Here is a 15,935-nt window from a genome sequence, read left to right as displayed (position 1 = left end):
CGCTCAGGGCGCGCGGTAATCCTGGTACGACTTCTCTTCCACCAGCTGCGAGCCCAGCTTGAGATTGATCTCGCGCTTGACGGCCGCACGCTCGTCGTTGCGGAAATAGACCGCGCGGGCCAGCTCGATGAACTCCGCGTCGAAGGCCTGCGCCTTTTCCTTCAGGCGGATGCGGTCCTCGATATCCCACAGCGCCTCATTGACGGCCAGCAGGCGTCCGCGCTCGTCCGCGATATCGGTATGCGAGGCCGGATGGGCGGCCCAGGTGGCATTGAGCAGGTCCAGCTCGGTCCGCACATTGGCCAGCTTGGCGGGGTCGGCGATCTGCTTGGACTTGATCTCCAGGATGGTGATCTTGTCGATCAGCTCGCCATAGGAAACCGGGACTTGGATAAGGCTCATGGAAACTCCAAAGGGCTCGGCTGACGCGCCGTGATGGATTTATCACGACATCCCGCCAGTAATTCGTACATGATAATCGGTGTCTTGTCCGATGGTTCAGTCTGCCTCATTAGACTGATGCCAACTGACGCCACACCCGACCCCGAGGAGAGAGTTCATGCTACCCCCCCGTTTTATCGTGTTGCCCCTGGCCGCCCTGCTGGCCGTCGCTTCGTTTGGCGCCAACGCCGAGCAGGCCCGCAGCAACGGCAACGTGCTGGTCCGCAACGATGGCATCTTCATCCGCTGCGACCAGTGCGGCACGGTGGAATCGATCGACCAGAACATCACCCAGGGCAGTGACCACAGCATGGCCGGCACCATCATCGGCGGCATCGCCGGCGGCGTGCTGGGCAACCAGGTCGGCAAGGGCAAGGGCAACACCCTCGCCACCGTGGCCGGTGCCGTCGGCGGCGGCTACGCGGGCAACCGCATCGGCGCGAACAGCGGCGCCGGCAAGCAGAGCTTCTCGCTGCGCATCCGCATGGGCAATGGCGCGTCCAGCAATGTCCAGGTGGCGGACGCCAGCGCGATTCGCGTGGGCGACCTGGTGCAGATCGATCCGAACGGCAACATCACCCGCATCCAGTAATCGGGTAGGCGTCGCCGCGAACGAGCCGGCCCTCGCGGGCCGGCTTTTTCATGGGCGATCAACCGGCGCGAGGGGCTGCCAGCCGGGCCGCCAGATCGTCATGAAACGCAGGCGGCAACATCGCGCGCACCGGCACGGCCCACCAGTGCGCCTGGGCGAAAGGACGGCATTTCACCGCGTCTTTCTCGGTCATCAGCACCGGCTTGCCGTCCGCAAACGCGAGGTCGCCCGCCACGAAGGCGTGATGGTCGGGAAACGCATGCTCGATCACGCCCATGCCCAGTGCCCGCAGGCTGGCAAAGAAACGCTGGGGGTGACCGATGGCCGCCACCGCATGCACCGTCTGTCCCGCGAATTCGAACAGCGGCCGCGTGTGGTCGTCGACCAGGGCCCGCGCCAGGCCACCCTGCAACTGCATGGGCACGTCGCCGGGCGCAACCACACCGCCGTTGCAGATGCGGAAATCCACCTGCTGCAAGCGCGACATCGGCTCCCGCAGCGGGCCCGCAGGCAGCAGGCGACCGTTGCCGAACCGGCGCACGCCGTCGATCACGCAAATCTCCACGTCCCGCGCCAGCGCGTAATGCTGCAGGCCGTCATCGGCGATCACCACGTCGCAGCCGGCCGCGACCAGCAGGCGGGCCGCCGCCGGACGATCACGCCCCACCGCCACGGCCACGCCGCTGGCGCGGATCAGGCACGGTTCGTCGCCGACCATCGCCGGATCCGGCGCGGCGCCCAGCAACAGCGGCTCCTTCTGCTTGCCGCCATAGCCCCGGCTCACCACGCCCGGTGTGTGGCCGCGGCGGCGCAAGGCGTCTGCCACGGCAATGGTCACCGGCGTCTTGCCCGTGCCGCCCACGCTGAGATTGCCGATGACCACGACGGGCACGGGCAGCCGCACGCGGCGCAGCACGCCCACTCGATACAGGCCGCGCCGCAGGCGGATCGCCGCGCCGTAAAGCGCCGCCAGCGGATGCGTCCACCAGGGCACCCGTCCGATGCCATACCAGGCCGATTCGAGTCGTTCGGCCAGCGCCATGCCCGACTCCTCAGTCGCCACTCTGGCCATGGAACTGCATGCGATGCAGCGCCGCGTAGTGGCCATCGAAGGCCAGTAGTTCGTCGTGCGTGCCACGTTCCACGATGCGCCCCTGCTCCATCACGGCGATCTGGTCGGCGTGCTCGATGGTGGACAGGCGATGCGCGATCACCAGCGTGGTGCGATCGCGCATCAGGTGCTGCAGTGCCTGCTGGATCAGCCGCTCCGATTCGGTATCCAGCGCACTGGTCGCCTCGTCCAGCACCAGGATCGGCGCATTCTTCAGGATTGCGCGGGCAATCGCCAGGCGCTGGCGCTGCCCGCCGGACAGCAGGTTGCCGCCCTGCCCGATCGGGCTGTGGATGCCCTGCGGCATGCGCTGGATGAACTCCATCGCGTTCGCGGCTTCCGCGGCGGCCACGATGTCGGCCTCGCTGGCGCCGGCCAGCTCGCCATAGGCGATGTTCTCGGCCACGGTGCCGTCGAACAGCACCACGCTCTGTCCGACCCAGGCAATCTGCCGGCGCAACGATGGCAGGGTGAACGTTTCATAGTCGGCGCCGTCCAGCAGGATGCGACCACCGCTCGGCGCGTTGAAGCGCGGCAACAAGCTGACCAGGCTGCTCTTGCCGCTGCCCGAACGCCCCACCAGCGCGGTGACCGTGCCCGGGGCGCAATACAGGTCGACACCGCGCAATGCTTCGAAAGCGTTGCGCGAATAGACCAGCCGCACGTCCTCGAAGCGGATGTCGCCCCTGGCCCGCTCGAGCACCCGCGTGCCGGTGTCGACTTCGGGCGGCAGGTCGATGATCTCGAACAGGTTCTCGGCCGCGGAAATGCCGCTCTGGATGTTCGACTGGATGTTGGCCAGGCGCTTGAGCGACGGCATCATGCCGCCCATCGCCGTCAGCACGGCGATGAACACACCGGCGGAAATCTTGTCGATCTCGCCCGGCCGGGTCGCCAGGAACACCATCACGGCCAGCGCGAGCGCTGCCACCGTCTGGATCGCTGAACTGGACGATGCATTGGTCGCGGCGACCTTCAGGTTGAGGCGACGCGTGCGATTGGTGACATCGTCGAAACGCGACGCGGCGGACTGCTGGCCGCCGTAAATGCGAATTTCGCGGTTGGCCTCGACCGATTCTTCCACGGCGCCCGTCACCGAACCCATCATGCCCTGGATACGTCGGCTGATGGAGCGATAGCGACGGCTGACCACCGAGGCGATCAGCATGATCAGCGGCACCATGATGAACAGCACCATGGTCAGGTAGGCGCTGGTGCTGACCATGACGTACAGCATGCCGAGCACGGTGATGCCCTCGGTCACCACGACCTTAACCGCATCGGTGGAGGCCGATGCGACCTGCTCGCTGGTATAGGTGATGCGCGACACCTGGTGACCGGAGTGCTCTTCACCGAAAAAGGTCGCGGGCAGGCGCAGGTAGGAGGCGAACACGTCGCGCTGGAGCGACTGCACGACGTTGCGGCCGACGTAGGAGACCCCGTAGCTGCTCAGGAAGGTGCCGATGCCGCGCACGAGGAAGATCAGGATGATCCAGATCGGCATCCAGAAGATCAGGACCTGGTCCTTCTCCGCGAACAGCTTGTCGATCATCGGCACCAGCAGCTTGGTGAACACCGCCAGGCCGCCGCCATCGATGATCATGCCGACGATGGCGATCACGCCTACGATCCAGAAACGCGCGGTGTACCCCAGCAGGCGCCGGTAGATCTGGCGCGTGTGTGCGTCCCAGATCGCGACCTTGTTGCCGCTCATTGGCCCTTGTCCGCCTGGGCCGGCGTCGTGGCGATGGAAAGGCGGGTAAAGCCAAGCTGGCCCAGGGCGTCCATGGCCACCACCACGTTCTGGTGCGAGGTCATCGCATCGGCGCGGATGGTTACCTGGCGCTCGCGATCGTCGCCGGCTGCATTGGCGATGGCCTGCTTGAGCGGCTCGACGCCTTCACCGAGGACTTCATCGCTGCCCACGTAGTAGTGCCCGTCGCGGTCCACCACCACGGTGAGCGCGGGCGCCTGCATGTCGCGCTCCTCGGCGCTGGCCTTGGGCAGCGTCACCTGCATCCGCGAATGCTGGATGAAGGTGGTGGTGAGCACGAAGAACATCAGCAAGGTGAGCAGCACGTCGATCAGGGAGATCACGTTGATCTCGAAATCGTCGTGCCGACGATCATTACCGATACGCATGCGTCAGCTCGCGCTCGACTCGGTGGCGGCACGGCCGGTGACGCGCGGCCGCTGCGGCGCAGTCGGCTGGCTGAAGGTCAGCTCGTCCAGCAGGCTGGTGGCTTCCCTTTCCATGTCGACGCAGTAACCGGCCACCTTGGAGCGGAAGTAGCGGTGCAGCACGTAAGCCGGGATCGCCACCACCAGGCCGGTGGCGGTGCAGATCAGTGCCTCGCCGATGCCGCCGGCCATCTTCATCGGATCGCCCACGCCGCCCTTCATGACGTCCATGAACATGCGGATCAGGCCGATGACCGTGCCCAGCAGGCCGAGCAGTGGGCCGATCAGTGCGACGGTGCCGAGCGTATTGAGGTAACGCTCCATGCGGTGCACGACGTGGCGACCGGTGTCCTCGATGCGCTCCTTGATCAGCTCGCGCGGACGGTTGCGCACCGCCAGCGCCGAAGCCAGCAGCTCGCCCAGCGGCGAACCGTGGGCAAGCGCGGAGAGGTGATTGGCGTCGAGCTGGCCGGAACGGGCCCAGTTGCGCACTTCATCGCCCAGCCCGGGCGGCAGCACCGAGCGGCGACGCAAGGTCCAGCAACGCTCCAGCACGATCGCCAGGGCGACCGCAGAACAAATCAGGATGGGCAACATCGCCCAGCCACCAGCCATCAGGATTTCCAGCACAACGACTCCGCGCCACTCGATTGGTTAGGAAGGGCGCATCATAACAGTCTCGTCCGGCCGTTCCGCGGCACCGGTGGCAGTTGTGAAATGCCTCGCGCATGCCCGCGACGGCGCCGCCCGTTCATCGGGCCGGACCCGCCGAAACTCATTCGCGCCAGTAGCGAGACTGCCGCCGGCGCCAGGTCGCGGCCACATAGGGTGCCCGGTCCGGGGGAGCGTTGATCTGGACCGCGCCGGCGGTCGCCGTATTCAACCAGGGCACGCCGGCTGCCTCGTAGCGCTGCATGACGGCAGCGTTCGGGTGGTGGAAGCGATTGCGCCAACCAGCCGACACCAGGGCCTGCACGGGCGAGACGGCCTGCAGGAAGGCGGCGCTGGACGAGGTCCGGCTGCCATGATGCGGGACCGCCAGCACCAGCGGCGGTCCCGCTGGAATCGCCGCGGCCACCTTCGGCTCGACCGCGGCGGTGATGTCGCCCGTCAGCAGCGCCCGGCCGCCGCTCCCCTCCACCAGCAGGACGCAGGAACGGTCATTCGCGGGTCCGCCCGCCGCGCCGGAGGGCAACACGCGCAGGGTGACGCCGTCCCATTGCCACGCGCTCCCCGGCACACAATCGCCCATCGCGATGGGCAGCCGTTCAGGCTCGCCCGACACGCGCTCCGCCGCGGGAAATGCCGCGGCCACGGCGGGAATGCCCCCCGCATGATCGTTGTCGGCATGGCTGGCGACCAGCAGGTCCACGTGCCCGATGCCGAGCGCGTGCAGTGAGGGCAGCACCGCCGCCTCACCCAGGTCGAAGTCCGAGGGGTAGCGGGCGCCGGCGTCGTACACCAGCACATGCTGCCGGGTGCGCACGACCATCGACAGACCCTGCCCCACGTCCAGCATCCACAGCTGGAATCCGCCCGCCGCGGGCAGGTCCAGCCCGGGCCGCAACAGCGGCAGGAACAGCAGGGCCCCCAGCCAGCGCAGCGGCAGGCCACGCGGCGCGAAAACCCACAGCGCGCCCAGCGTGGCGAACAGCAACGCCCACCAGCTGACTTCGGGCAGATACCAGTGGGCGCCGGGCCAGGTCGCCATCCATTCGAGCAACCACCATTGGGCATGGGCCAGCCACGCAGCGCACCACAACACCGGCTGCGCCAGCGGGGGACACAGGCCCAGCAGGATCATGCCTACCAGGGTGACGGGCACGATGACGAAGCTGACGAAGGGCACCGCGATCAGGTTGGATAGCGCGCCCACCAGCGACGATTCGCCGAAGAACCACATGGTGAGCGGCAACAGCGAAAGCGTCATGACCAGCTGTCCGGCCGATAACTCGTGCAGGAAGCCACGCAGCCCCTTGCCGCGCCCGTTCATGCAGATCATGAGGAAGGCCACGCCGATGAACGACAGCCAGAATCCTGCCGCCAACACCGACAAGGGATCGACCAGCAACACCGCGATGAGCGCCAGCGCGAGGGTCTGGGGTCCGTCCGGATGGCGGCGCGAACAACGCGCCAGGGCCAACACGCTGATCATCAGCAAGCTGCGCACGGTCGGCAGGCCAAAGCCCGCCAGCGCACTGTAGACACCGGCCGCCAGCATGGCCGCCATGGCCTGGGCCTGCGGCCTGGGCAGGCGCAGGCCCAGCCGCGGCAACAACAGGTAGCCAAGCCGGACCAGCCAGATGCCGAACAGCCCGGCCACACCCACGTGGAAGCCCGAAATGGCGATCAGGTGCGGAATGCCGTTGGCCCGGGCCACCTCCCAATCGTGCTGGCTGAGCCCGCGCGTGTCGCCCACCGAGAATGCCTGCAGCAAGGCGACGTCGTGCGCATCGTCCACGCGGGTGGCGATGCCGTGGCTGATCGCATGGCGGACGGCGTTGATGCAAAAGCCCGCCCCGGCAAGCTGCACGTTGCCCGGATCGTCGCGCACATAGCCCACCGCCACGATGTTGCGCTCAAGCGCGCTGCGCTCGCTGTCGGTGCCACCGGGATTGAGCAGTCCCCGCGGACGCTTGAGCCGCAGGGTGAATTGCCAGCGGCTGCATGGCGCAACGTCGGCTGCCCCGCGGTACCAGTTGACCCGCACCCTTCCTGCCAATGGCAACGCTGTCCCGCCGAGCGAGGCGTGCTCGACGCGCAGCAGGAAGCCGGTGGCGTCGCTGCGCACCAGGGGCAGGTCGGCCACCTGCCCGACCACCGTGACATCCTGCCCCTCCTGGTCGCGCGGCAGGCGCGCGTCCATGGCCGTGCCGCCACGCCAGCAGGCCCAGGCGACACCAAGGAGGCACCATGCGAGGGCACGGCCGTAACGTCCCAGGCGAAACACCACCAGCGCCGCGACGGCCAGCAGGCCGCAGGCCCATGCGGGCGGCAGGCGCAGCAGCCACTGCACGACCAGTACGCCAAGCAGCAGCATGACGGCAGGTACCAGCGCCCCGTCCCTGCGCACCCTCCGTCCCCTGCTCGCCCGAAAGCAGCAGGTTAGTGTCTACGCAGGGATGGCGCGGCCGAAAAACCTGTAGGCGCCGGCAGCCAGGGCCGGCGCCGGCGATCAGGCGTGGACCTTGTCGACCAGGCTGCCGTTGTGCAGTTCGAGCGTGCGATCCATGCGCGCGGCCAGGCGGTTGTCATGCGTGACCAGGATGAAGCTGGTGCCGATCTCGCGATTGAGTTCGAGCATCAGGTCATACACCTGCGCGGCATTGCCCTCGTCGAGATTGCCGGTGGGCTCGTCGCCCAGCACCACGGCCGGCCGCGTCACCAGGGCGCGGGCCACCGCGCAGCGCTGGCGCTCACCGCCGGACAGCTCGCCGGGCTTGTGATGCGTGCGCCTGCCGAGGCCCACGCGACCGAGCAGGGCCGTGGCCTGGCGCTCTGCCTCGGCGATGCCGGTGCCGCGGATCAGCAACGGCATGCACACGTTTTCCAGCGCAGTGAACTCGGGCAGCAGGTGGTGGAACTGATAGATGAAGCCCATCGAACGGTTGCGGACCCGGCCACGATCGGCGTCGGACAGGCTGGAGAGATTCTGCCCTTCCACCTCCACCTCGCCGCGCGTGAGCGTATCGAGGCCGCCGATGATGTGCAGCAAGGTGCTCTTGCCCGAACCGGACGCGCCCACGATGGCCAGCGTCTCGCCACGCCTCAGCGTGAAACTGACATCGGCCAGCACGTCCGTCCTGAGGTCGCCTTCCTCGTAGGTCTTGGCGATGTGGCTGGCGCGAAGAACGATGTTGTTGGTGGCATTCATGGGTTTACTCATAGCGCAGCGCCTGCGCCGGCTGCGTGCGCGATGCGCGCCACGCGGGATAGAGGGTCGCCAGCAGCGCGAACAGGAAGGTGACCAGCGCCACCCAGCCAACGTCGCTGGCCAGCAGCTTGCTGGGCAACTCGCTGATGTAATAGACGTCCGGCGACAGGAAGGTCACGCCGCTGACATGCTCGATCCATTTCACGATGCCGGGCAGCTTCCACGACAGCAGCGAGCCCAGGCCCACGCCAAAGCCGATGCCGACGAAGCCGACGAGCACGCCCTGCACCATGAACATGCCCATGATGCTGCGCGGTGTGGAGCCCAGCGTGCGCAGGATGGCGATGTCGGCCTGCTTGTCGGTCACCAGCATCATCAGCATCGAGATGAGGTTGATCACCGCGACCAGGATGATCAGCGAGAGGATGATGAACATGACTTTCTTCTCCATCGAGATGGCGGAGAAGAAATTCGCGTGGCTGTCCATCCATGTATCCACGCGGTAGACCTGTCCCAGCTGGTCGGCCAGGTCGTGCGCGACGGAGCGGGCATTGAACATGTCGTCCAGGCGCAGGCGTATGCCGGTCGGCCCATCAAGGCCGTTGAGGCGCGCGGCATCGCTCATGTTGACCAGGGCGAGGCCCGAGTCGAACTCCTGCATGCCCATCTCGAACACGCCAACCACCTTGAAACCGCGCAGGTTCGGCACGCTGCCGGTGATCGGCGAGGAATGAAAGGCCGGCACCGCCATGATGACTTTGTCGCCCACGGCCACACCCAGCGTCATCGCCAGCTCGCGCCCCAGCACGACGTTCCAGCTGCCTGGCGTCAGGTCACTCAGCTGACCTTCGACCATGTGCTGGCCGAGGTCCGAGACCTTGGGCTCCTGCGCGGGCTCGATGCCGCGAACGACGGCGCCACTGGGCCGGCGGGCCTGCAGGAAGGCCTCGGTCTCCACATAAGGCGCCGCACCCTTCACGTGCGGATTGGCCTGCGCGATCTTCACCGCGCGCGGCCAGTCCTGCACGCTCTGGCCAGGCATGCCCGAGACGGTGGCGTGGGAGATGGCGCCGAGAATGCGCGAACGCAGCTCGTCGTCGAAGCCGTTCATCACCGACATCACCGTGATCAGTGCGGTGACGCTGATGGCGATGCAGACGATGGAAACGGTGGAAATGAAGGAAATGAACTGATTGCGACGCTTGGCACGCGTGTAACGCAGGCCGATGAAAAGCTCGAGCGGTCGGAACATGGACGGTTCGCTTATGGGATTCGAAGGGGCGGGCCGCCCGCTGGTTGCCGATTATGGCCTGATAAGCGGGTCAAACCGTAGGACCGCGTGACCGCGCAAGAGTGCCCCGGTCCGAAGACGCCGGCAGGGTCTCGCCGGAATCAAGGGTCGCCAGGCGCATCCGCAGGCGCCGCCTGATGTCCGCGTCGCTGTTGTCCGGTGCCAGCAGCAGCGACACGTTCTTGCGTCCGGCGACCTGAAGATGCAGCCAGACGGCGGCCTCACCCGCGACGCGGAACGATCGCAGCACCGCCGGCAGGTCCTCGCCCGTCGCCATGCGCAGACTCCATCCGCCATCGTGGGCCCAGCCCGCCGCCCTGACCTTCGGGCGGGTGGAAGTTGCGATCGCGCGCCATGTCGCCCATGCCGTGGCTCCCACCAGCGCGGCTTTCAGCCACGAGGGGATCGCGCTCAACAGCACGGCCAGCACCGCCAGCAGCGAGACGAACAGCAGCATGCGCGCGAGCCAGCGCGACGGTCGGCATTCAAAGCCGATGGCGGGAGCGGATGTCATCGATGATCGCCTGCCAGTCCGCCCTCGGCGCCCTTGCGTGGCCCATCACCCAGTCCCACAGGTCCGGGTCCTGCACGTCCAGCAGCTCATCGAAAGCCTGGCGCCTTGCCTCGTCGGCATCGACGAAGCGCTCATCCAGCCAGCCGCCGAACAGGGCATCGAGCTCGCGCGTACCACGGCGCGTGCGCCAGCGCAGGCGTTTGATGCGGGCTTCGTCCATAAAAAGCGGTGCGCCTCCTACTGATTGCCTCCTCTCCCCGGAGGGGAGAGGATGGAGGTGAGGGGCCAATCTTGCCTCAGTTTGGCAAGTGGAAGCTCTTTCGCAAGTACCCGCCCCTCACCCTACCCTCTCCCCAGGGGGAGAGGGAACAAGAGCATCAGGTCCGACGCTCGACGATCAGCTTCTTGATCTCCGCAATCGCCTTGGCCGGGTTCAGGCCCTTCGGGCAGGTACGCGCGCAGTTCATGATGGTGTGGCAGCGATACAGCTTGAACGGATCTTCCAGATCGTCCAGGCGGGCACCGGTGTCCTCGTCACGGCTGTCGACGATCCAGCGATAGGCCTGCAGCAGGATGGCAGGGCCGAGGTAGCGGTCGCCGTTCCACCAGTAGCTCGGGCAGCTGGTCGAGCAACAGGCGCACAGGATGCACTCGTAGAGACCGTCGAGCTTCTTGCGGTCCTCCGGCGACTGCAGGCGCTCCTTGTCGGCCGGCGCCGGGCTCTGCGTGCGCAGCCACGGCTTGATCGAGGCGAACTGTGCGTAGAAATGCGTGAGGTCGGGCACCAGGTCCTTCACCACCGGCATGTGCGGCAGCGGATAGATCTTCACGTCGCCCGAGGCGCAATCCTCGATGGCCTTGGTGCAGGCCAGCGTGTTGGTGCCGTCGATGTTCATGGCGCATGAACCGCAGATGCCTTCGCGGCACGAACGGCGCAGGGTCAGCGTCGAGTCGATCTCGTTCTTGATCTTCAGCAGGGCGTCCAGAACCATCGGACCGCACGCCGCCAGGTCGACTTCGTAAGTGTCGATGTGCGGGTTCTGGCCGTCGTCCGGGCTCCAGCGATAGACGCGGAACGTGCGCGGCTTCTTGGCGTCCTTGGCCGGGTAGTGCTTGCCGGGCTGGACCTTGGAATTCTTGGGTAGCGAAAACTCTGCCACGTTTGCCTCACTTAAATTCGTGCTTGCCGTAACAGCTCGTCTTGCGAGCGCCGGTACAACGATCGGGGAACCGCCAGGATTCCCCGCTTGCGATCAGTAAACGCGCTTCTTCGGCGGCACCACTTCGACGTCGCTCGTCATGGTGTACATGTGCACCGGACGGAAGTCGAAGTTGGTCTTCCCGTTCTCGTCGACCGCCACCAGCGTGTGCTTCTGCCAGTTCGCGTCGTCACGGTCCGGGAAGTCCTCGCGTGCATGCCCGCCACGGCTCTCGTGACGCTGCTCGGCCGAGTACATGGTCGCCACCGCCTGGTCGAGCAGGTTGGCCAGCTCCAGCGTCTCGATGAGGTCGGAGTTCCACACCAGCGAATGGTCGCTGACGCCCACGTCCCTGAACGAGTCACGGACCCTGGAGATCTTCTCGCAACCTTCCTTCAGCGATTCGCCGGTACGGAACACGGCGGCGTCGGACTGCATGATTCGCTGCATTTCGGCGCGGATCTTCGCGGTCGGCTGGCTACCCTTGGCATGGCGCAAGCCATCGAAGCGGGCGAGCGCCTTGTCCAGCACGCTGGCCGGCAGGTCCTTGTGCGCTATGTTCGGCTTGATGATCTCGGCGCAACGGTGCGCCACTGCGCGGCCGAACACGACCAGATCGAGCAGTGAGTTTGAGCCAAGGCGGTTGGCGCCGTGCACCGACACACAGGCCGCCTCGCCGATGGCGAACAGGCCCGGCACCACCGCGTCGACGTTGTCACCCTTCTTCTGTACCACTTCGCCGTGATAGTTGGTGGGGATGCCGCCCATGTTGTAGTGCACGGTCGGAATGACCGGGATCGGCTCCTTGGTCACGTCCACGCCGGCGAAGATGCGCGCCGACTCGGCGATGCCCGGCAGGCGCTCGTGGATCACGTCGGCGCCCAGGTGCATCAGGTTGATGTGGATGTGGTCCTTGTGCTCGCCGACGCCGCGGCCTTCGCGGATCTCCATCGTCATGGCGCGGCTGACCACGTCACGCGAGGCAAGGTCCTTGGCGTGCGGCGCATAGCGTTCCATGAAGCGCTCGCCGTTGGAGTTGGTGAGGAAACCACCCTCGCCACGTACGCCTTCGGTGATCAGGCAGCCCGAACCGTAGATGCCGGTCGGGTGGAACTGCACGAACTCCATGTCCTGCAGCGCGAGGCCCGCGCGCAGCACCATGCCGCCACCGTCGCCGGTGCAGGTGTGCGCCGAGGTGGCGCTGAAGTACGCGCGGCCGTAGCCGCCGGTGGCCAGCACCACGGCATGGCCGCGGAAGAAATGCAGGGTACCTTCGTTCATGTCCAGCGCGAGCACGCCGCGGCACACACCTTCTTCGTCGAAGATGAGGTCGATGGCGAAGTACTCGATGAAGAACGTGGCGTCATGCGCCAGCGCCTGCTGGTACAGCGTATGCAGGATGGCGTGGCCGGTACGGTCGGCCGCGGCGCAGGTGCGCTGGGCGGTGCCCTGGCCGTAGTGGGTGGTCATGCCGCCGAACGGACGCTGGTAGATCTTGCCTTCCTCGGTACGCGAGAACGGCACGCCGTAGTGTTCCAGCTCGATGATGGCCGGAATCGCCTCGCGGCACATGTACTCGATCGCGTCCTGGTCGCCGAGCCAGTCCGAACCCTTGATCGTGTCGTAGAAATGGAAGCGCCAGTCGTCCTCGCCCATGTTGCCCAGCGCGGCGGAAATGCCGCCCTGCGCCGCCACGGTGTGCGAGCGGGTCGGGAACACCTTGGTGATGCACGCGGCCTTGAGGCCCTTCTCGGCCAGGCCGAAGGTGGCGCGCAGGCCCGCGCCACCGGCGCCGACCACGATCACGTCGTACTTATGTTGTTGGATCTTGTAGCTTTCCATCGAATCAGGCTCCCAGCGCCACACGCAGCACGGCCATCAGCGTCGCCAATGTGCCCAACACGGCAATGAACTTCACCAGCAGCAGGAGGGCGACCTCCTTCCAGCGGGTATGCACGTAATCCTCGATCACGATCTGCAGGCCAAGCACCGCGTGCCAGCACACGGTCAGCACGAAGGCCACCAGCAGCACGGCATTCCACGGCCTTGCGACGATGCCGCGCGCGGTGGCGTAGTCGGCATGCAGGGCGCCCAGTACCGTCACCACGAACCACACGGCGAGGAACACCAGGGCCGCGGCGGTGACGCGCTGCGTCCACCAGTGGCCGACGCCCGACTGCGCCGACCCCAGGCCGCGGGCGCGCTTGAGCGGGTTGCGAAGGTCCTTGACGCTGCTCATGCCGCACCTCCGGAGGTCAGCACATAGGCCCAGACCACGAGGGTAAGCACGATGCTGACGATGATCGACAGCCAGCTGGAACGCACGAACTGGGGAATGGCATAACCCATGCCGCCGTCCTGGAACAGGTGCCGGATGCCGTTGCACAGGTGGTAGAACAGTGCCCAGCTCCAGCCGAACAGCAGGATCAGTCCGATCGGGCTGCCGATGCAGGTCTTGAACTGGTTGTAGCTGTCCTCGCCGCTGGCGAGGGAGAACACGCCCCACAGGACAAGCAGCGTGCCGACGGCCAGCGCGATGCCGGTGGCGCGATGCAGGATGGACGTGGCCATCTGCACTTGCCACTTATATATGTCCAGATGCGGGGAGAGCGGTCGTTGCGTGTCTGCCATGGCGGCTATCCTGGGTGGAATCGCTGATGCCCTTTGCCGCCCTTCCTGTACCCCACGGCGCCGACGCATGGCCGGCGCAGCGGATCAGAAGTCGATACAGCGTCCGTTCTTTTCCCAATCGCCGTAGCGAGTGGGATCCGGCGCCGGTCGCTCCACCGAAGCCTTCTCCGTTGCCGGAACTTTAGGCACGGTCACTTGCTCCGCAGGAACGGAAGCCGGCTTGGACTCTGGTTGGGAGGACGTATCGGACATGGTATGTGAAAGCCGTGAAAGCGTAATACTTGCGTAAATTCAGCACAACCTTGACGACCGGCCCAACGTCTGCCAGCCACTCCGGCACACTTGAGTCACGGATACCCCGCCCCTACTTCGCCCTGCGTATGCCGACATCTCACTCCGCACAAACCCTGCTCATCGAAGGTGCCGACGCCATCGCGTTCGCGCAGGCCCAATTCAGCAGCAAGGTCGAGCAGCTCGACGTCGGGCGCTGGCAGTTCAGTGCGTGGCTGGATGCACAGGGACGCGTACGCGCGCTGTTCCACCTTGCACGCATCGACGACGAGGTACTCCTGCTGCTCCTGCGCGGCGGCGAGGCCGAACCCATGGCAGAGGCACTCCGCCGTTTCGTGTTTCGCTCGCGAGTGAAACTTGCCGCGAACGAACCACGCGCCCTGGGCACCGGTCCCGCACGCGAGACTTACGCCGTGCATCGTGAAGGTGATGCCTACATCCTCGGCTGCGGTGAACACAGCCTCGTCATTGGCGCTGCACGCAGCGACAACACATGGCGGCTGCCGCAGGTTCGCGCGGGCTGGCCGTGGCTGCCCGACAGTGCGCTCCAACAGTGCCTTCCTCCCGCGCTGTCGCTGCATCGTTTGCAGGCCGTTGCGGTGGACAAGGGTTGCTATCCGGGCCAGGAAATCGTCGCGCGACTGCATTATCGCGGAGGTCACAAGCGGCATATGCATTGCGTCGTATTGTCGCAACCCTTGCCCGGGGGCACCGTGCTGCGCCATGGCGACAAGGAGGTTGCGCAACTGCTCGATGTGGCGTCCGACGCACAGCGCATCGAGGCACTCGCAATCATTGGTGATGACGTCGCTTCACAGTTCAAAGACGGCACGTTGACTGCAGTCGATGGCGACATGACGATGCTCGTTGAAGAAAGCTGGCCCGCCTGACGATTCGCATGCGCAAGGATTCGCGACACGGTCACGCCAACGTGAGCGCGACGTGAATCTGAATGGTCAGGCACTTGCCAGATGTGAAATGCACCACTAGGCTCCGCCGACGAATTGAATGACGCCCCCCAGCCCACGGGTGTCGATATACGCGACGAACCGGAAGGGTCCGGATCAGCGCGACCCGACAGCGATGTCGGAGTACATGCCGCCCATGGCGCGGATGAAGTTGCAGGCAACGAGGTCGTTAGTACCCGAGCAATGCCTTTGCAGCACAACAAGCAGAACAATCGAGAGTGGCACCGGATCAGCCGCTCGACTGGCCACAATCCCGTGGCAAACCGCCTGAACACAAGTTTCGGTTCGGCGTGATCAATCCAGGTGGAACGGCCTGCCCGCCCGTCCACCGCAACGGCGCAATGAAGCCAGCAGCATCGGCCTCATGCGTACAGCACGTTGGAGGCAGACAATGAAACTTTCCATGCTCTTGTGGCTGGCGTCCGTGCTACCACAACCCCTCGCGGACCAGACCTGCCTGGCCACGACGGTGTATCTCGAGGCACGCAGCGAGTCGACCATCGGCCAGTACGCCGTGGCCGAAGTGGCCCTTCGTCGCCGTGATCGCGGCACCTGGGGCGGCAGTGTCTGCAAGGTCGTGACTTCGCCCCGACAATTCGCGCTGACTACCACGGCGAGCAACTTCGAGGTCACCGACCTCAACTCGTGGACGAAGGCGTGGAAGATCGCCGGCGACTCCATCAACAACTGGAGCCTGCCCAAGGGCGAGCGCACCGTCTACGTGCCACAGGCAGACCACTTTGCCACGCTTGCCGTGTCACCTGCGTGGTCCACGCATCGCATCGTGAAGACCATCGGCGACCACGCCTTCTACGCAGTCAACTGACCGGCCATGGCATGAA

The 15,935-nt window shown here is 66.0% G+C and carries 18 protein-coding genes; 3 read left to right on the top strand and 15 right to left on the bottom strand.

Annotation, left to right across the window (positions count from 1 at the left end; all coding sequences use genetic code 11):
- Positions 1-3: 3 nt before the first annotated feature.
- A complete protein-coding gene (locus tag ACXU4B_RS02050; RefSeq protein ID WP_131407305.1) occupies positions 4-402 on the bottom strand; it encodes a DUF6165 family protein in 399 nt (132 codons plus the stop codon).
- A 157-nt stretch (positions 403-559) separates the two neighbouring features.
- Between ACXU4B_RS02050 and ACXU4B_RS02045 the strand changes: the two genes are divergently transcribed.
- Positions 560-1,033: a glycine zipper 2TM domain-containing protein gene (locus ACXU4B_RS02045; protein ID WP_131407303.1), complete on the top strand. Its 474-nt coding sequence runs from the start codon at positions 560-562 to the stop codon at positions 1,031-1,033.
- A 58-nt stretch (positions 1,034-1,091) separates the two neighbouring features.
- On the opposite strand, the gene lpxK is transcribed toward ACXU4B_RS02045, so the two are convergent.
- The 14 genes from lpxK to ACXU4B_RS01975 form a co-directional block, all read right to left on the bottom strand.
- Entirely contained in the window at positions 1,092-2,075 is a 984-nt protein-coding gene (gene lpxK / locus ACXU4B_RS02040; RefSeq protein ID WP_131407301.1) for a tetraacyldisaccharide 4'-kinase, read from the bottom strand.
- Positions 2,076-2,085: 10 nt separating this feature from the next.
- Positions 2,086-3,858 (bottom strand): lipid A export permease/ATP-binding protein MsbA, encoded by a 1,773-nt coding sequence (msbA, locus tag ACXU4B_RS02035; RefSeq protein ID WP_131407299.1) that lies wholly within the window; start codon positions 3,856-3,858, stop codon positions 2,086-2,088.
- A complete protein-coding gene (locus ACXU4B_RS02030; protein ID WP_131407297.1) occupies positions 3,855-4,286 on the bottom strand; it encodes an ExbD/TolR family protein in 432 nt (143 codons plus the stop codon). Before ACXU4B_RS02030 ends, msbA begins: the two co-directional genes overlap by 4 nt.
- A 3-nt stretch (positions 4,287-4,289) precedes the next feature.
- On the bottom strand, positions 4,290-4,955 hold the full coding sequence (locus ACXU4B_RS02025) for a MotA/TolQ/ExbB proton channel family protein (protein ID WP_205746492.1): 666 nt from the start codon (positions 4,953-4,955) through the stop codon (positions 4,290-4,292).
- A gap of 145 nt (positions 4,956-5,100) precedes the next feature.
- Positions 5,101-7,398, bottom strand: coding sequence for a DNA internalization-related competence protein ComEC/Rec2 (locus ACXU4B_RS02020; RefSeq protein ID WP_131407293.1), 2,298 nt, complete (start codon positions 7,396-7,398; stop codon positions 5,101-5,103).
- A gap of 102 nt (positions 7,399-7,500) precedes the next feature.
- Complete coding sequence (gene lolD / locus ACXU4B_RS02015) at positions 7,501-8,199, bottom strand: lipoprotein-releasing ABC transporter ATP-binding protein LolD (RefSeq protein WP_131407291.1); 699 nt, start codon at positions 8,197-8,199, stop codon at positions 7,501-7,503.
- Between the two features lie 4 nt (positions 8,200-8,203).
- Entirely contained in the window at positions 8,204-9,451 is a 1,248-nt protein-coding gene (locus ACXU4B_RS02010; protein WP_131407289.1) for a lipoprotein-releasing ABC transporter permease subunit, read from the bottom strand.
- A gap of 70 nt (positions 9,452-9,521) precedes the next feature.
- Positions 9,522-9,947: a hypothetical protein gene (locus tag ACXU4B_RS02005; RefSeq protein ID WP_240733988.1), complete on the bottom strand. Its 426-nt coding sequence runs from the start codon at positions 9,945-9,947 to the stop codon at positions 9,522-9,524.
- 28 nt (positions 9,948-9,975) lie between these two features.
- Positions 9,976-10,224, bottom strand: a complete 249-nt coding sequence (locus tag ACXU4B_RS02000) for an FAD assembly factor SdhE (protein WP_131407285.1) — start codon at positions 10,222-10,224, stop codon at positions 9,976-9,978.
- A 157-nt stretch (positions 10,225-10,381) separates the two neighbouring features.
- A complete protein-coding gene (locus tag ACXU4B_RS01995; RefSeq protein WP_131407283.1) occupies positions 10,382-11,164 on the bottom strand; it encodes a succinate dehydrogenase iron-sulfur subunit in 783 nt (260 codons plus the stop codon).
- A 93-nt stretch (positions 11,165-11,257) separates the two neighbouring features.
- A complete protein-coding gene (sdhA, locus tag ACXU4B_RS01990; RefSeq protein WP_131407281.1) occupies positions 11,258-13,045 on the bottom strand; it encodes a succinate dehydrogenase flavoprotein subunit in 1,788 nt (595 codons plus the stop codon).
- 4 nt (positions 13,046-13,049) lie between these two features.
- A complete protein-coding gene (sdhD, locus tag ACXU4B_RS01985; protein WP_131407279.1) occupies positions 13,050-13,442 on the bottom strand; it encodes a succinate dehydrogenase, hydrophobic membrane anchor protein in 393 nt (130 codons plus the stop codon).
- A complete protein-coding gene (gene sdhC, locus ACXU4B_RS01980; RefSeq protein WP_131407277.1) occupies positions 13,439-13,834 on the bottom strand; it encodes a succinate dehydrogenase, cytochrome b556 subunit in 396 nt (131 codons plus the stop codon). Before sdhC ends, sdhD begins: the two co-directional genes overlap by 4 nt.
- A gap of 84 nt (positions 13,835-13,918) precedes the next feature.
- Entirely contained in the window at positions 13,919-14,086 is a 168-nt protein-coding gene (locus tag ACXU4B_RS01975) for a DUF1674 domain-containing protein (RefSeq protein WP_131407275.1), read from the bottom strand.
- Between the two features lie 29 nt (positions 14,087-14,115).
- On the opposite strand from ACXU4B_RS01975, the gene ygfZ reads away from it, so the two are divergent.
- Together ygfZ and ACXU4B_RS01965 are read left to right on the top strand one after the other, a co-directional pair.
- Positions 14,116-15,015, top strand: coding sequence for a CAF17-like 4Fe-4S cluster assembly/insertion protein YgfZ (ygfZ, locus tag ACXU4B_RS01970; RefSeq protein ID WP_240733987.1), 900 nt, complete (start codon positions 14,116-14,118; stop codon positions 15,013-15,015).
- Between the two features lie 469 nt (positions 15,016-15,484).
- On the top strand, positions 15,485-15,919 hold the full coding sequence (locus ACXU4B_RS01965) for a cell wall hydrolase (RefSeq protein ID WP_240733986.1): 435 nt from the start codon (positions 15,485-15,487) through the stop codon (positions 15,917-15,919).
- Positions 15,920-15,935: the final 16 nt, after the last annotated feature.

Source organism: Dyella soli (assembly GCF_054482295.1).
This window is presented reverse-complemented; position numbering and strand designations above follow the sequence as displayed.

What these genes read in the sequence shown, in the direction of transcription:
- sdhC (WP_131407277.1), bottom strand. Translation starts at nt 13,834, where the DNA reads ATGGCAGACACGCAACGACCGCTCTCCCCGCATCTGGACATATATAAG.
- ACXU4B_RS02045 (WP_131407303.1), top strand. Translation starts at nt 560, where the DNA reads ATGCTACCCCCCCGTTTTATCGTGTTGCCCCTGGCCGCCCTGCTGGCC.
- sdhA (WP_131407281.1), bottom strand. Translation starts at nt 13,045, where the DNA reads ATGGAAAGCTACAAGATCCAACAACATAAGTACGACGTGATCGTGGTC.
- ACXU4B_RS02050 (WP_131407305.1), bottom strand. Translation starts at nt 402, where the DNA reads ATGAGCCTTATCCAAGTCCCGGTTTCCTATGGCGAGCTGATCGACAAG.
- lpxK (WP_131407301.1), bottom strand. Translation starts at nt 2,075, where the DNA reads ATGGCGCTGGCCGAACGACTCGAATCGGCCTGGTATGGCATCGGACGG.
- ACXU4B_RS02000 (WP_131407285.1), bottom strand. Translation starts at nt 10,224, where the DNA reads ATGGACGAAGCCCGCATCAAACGCCTGCGCTGGCGCACGCGCCGTGGT.
- sdhD (WP_131407279.1), bottom strand. Translation starts at nt 13,442, where the DNA reads ATGAGCAGCGTCAAGGACCTTCGCAACCCGCTCAAGCGCGCCCGCGGC.
- ACXU4B_RS02005 (WP_240733988.1), bottom strand. Translation starts at nt 9,947, where the DNA reads ATGCTGCTGTTCGTCTCGCTGCTGGCGGTGCTGGCCGTGCTGTTGAGC.
- ACXU4B_RS02030 (WP_131407297.1), bottom strand. Translation starts at nt 4,286, where the DNA reads ATGCGTATCGGTAATGATCGTCGGCACGACGATTTCGAGATCAACGTG.
- ACXU4B_RS02010 (WP_131407289.1), bottom strand. Translation starts at nt 9,451, where the DNA reads ATGTTCCGACCGCTCGAGCTTTTCATCGGCCTGCGTTACACGCGTGCC.
- ACXU4B_RS01975 (WP_131407275.1), bottom strand. Translation starts at nt 14,086, where the DNA reads ATGTCCGATACGTCCTCCCAACCAGAGTCCAAGCCGGCTTCCGTTCCT.
- msbA (WP_131407299.1), bottom strand. Translation starts at nt 3,858, where the DNA reads ATGAGCGGCAACAAGGTCGCGATCTGGGACGCACACACGCGCCAGATC.
- lolD (WP_131407291.1), bottom strand. Translation starts at nt 8,199, where the DNA reads ATGAATGCCACCAACAACATCGTTCTTCGCGCCAGCCACATCGCCAAG.
- ACXU4B_RS01965 (WP_240733986.1), top strand. Translation starts at nt 15,485, where the DNA reads ATGAAACTTTCCATGCTCTTGTGGCTGGCGTCCGTGCTACCACAACCC.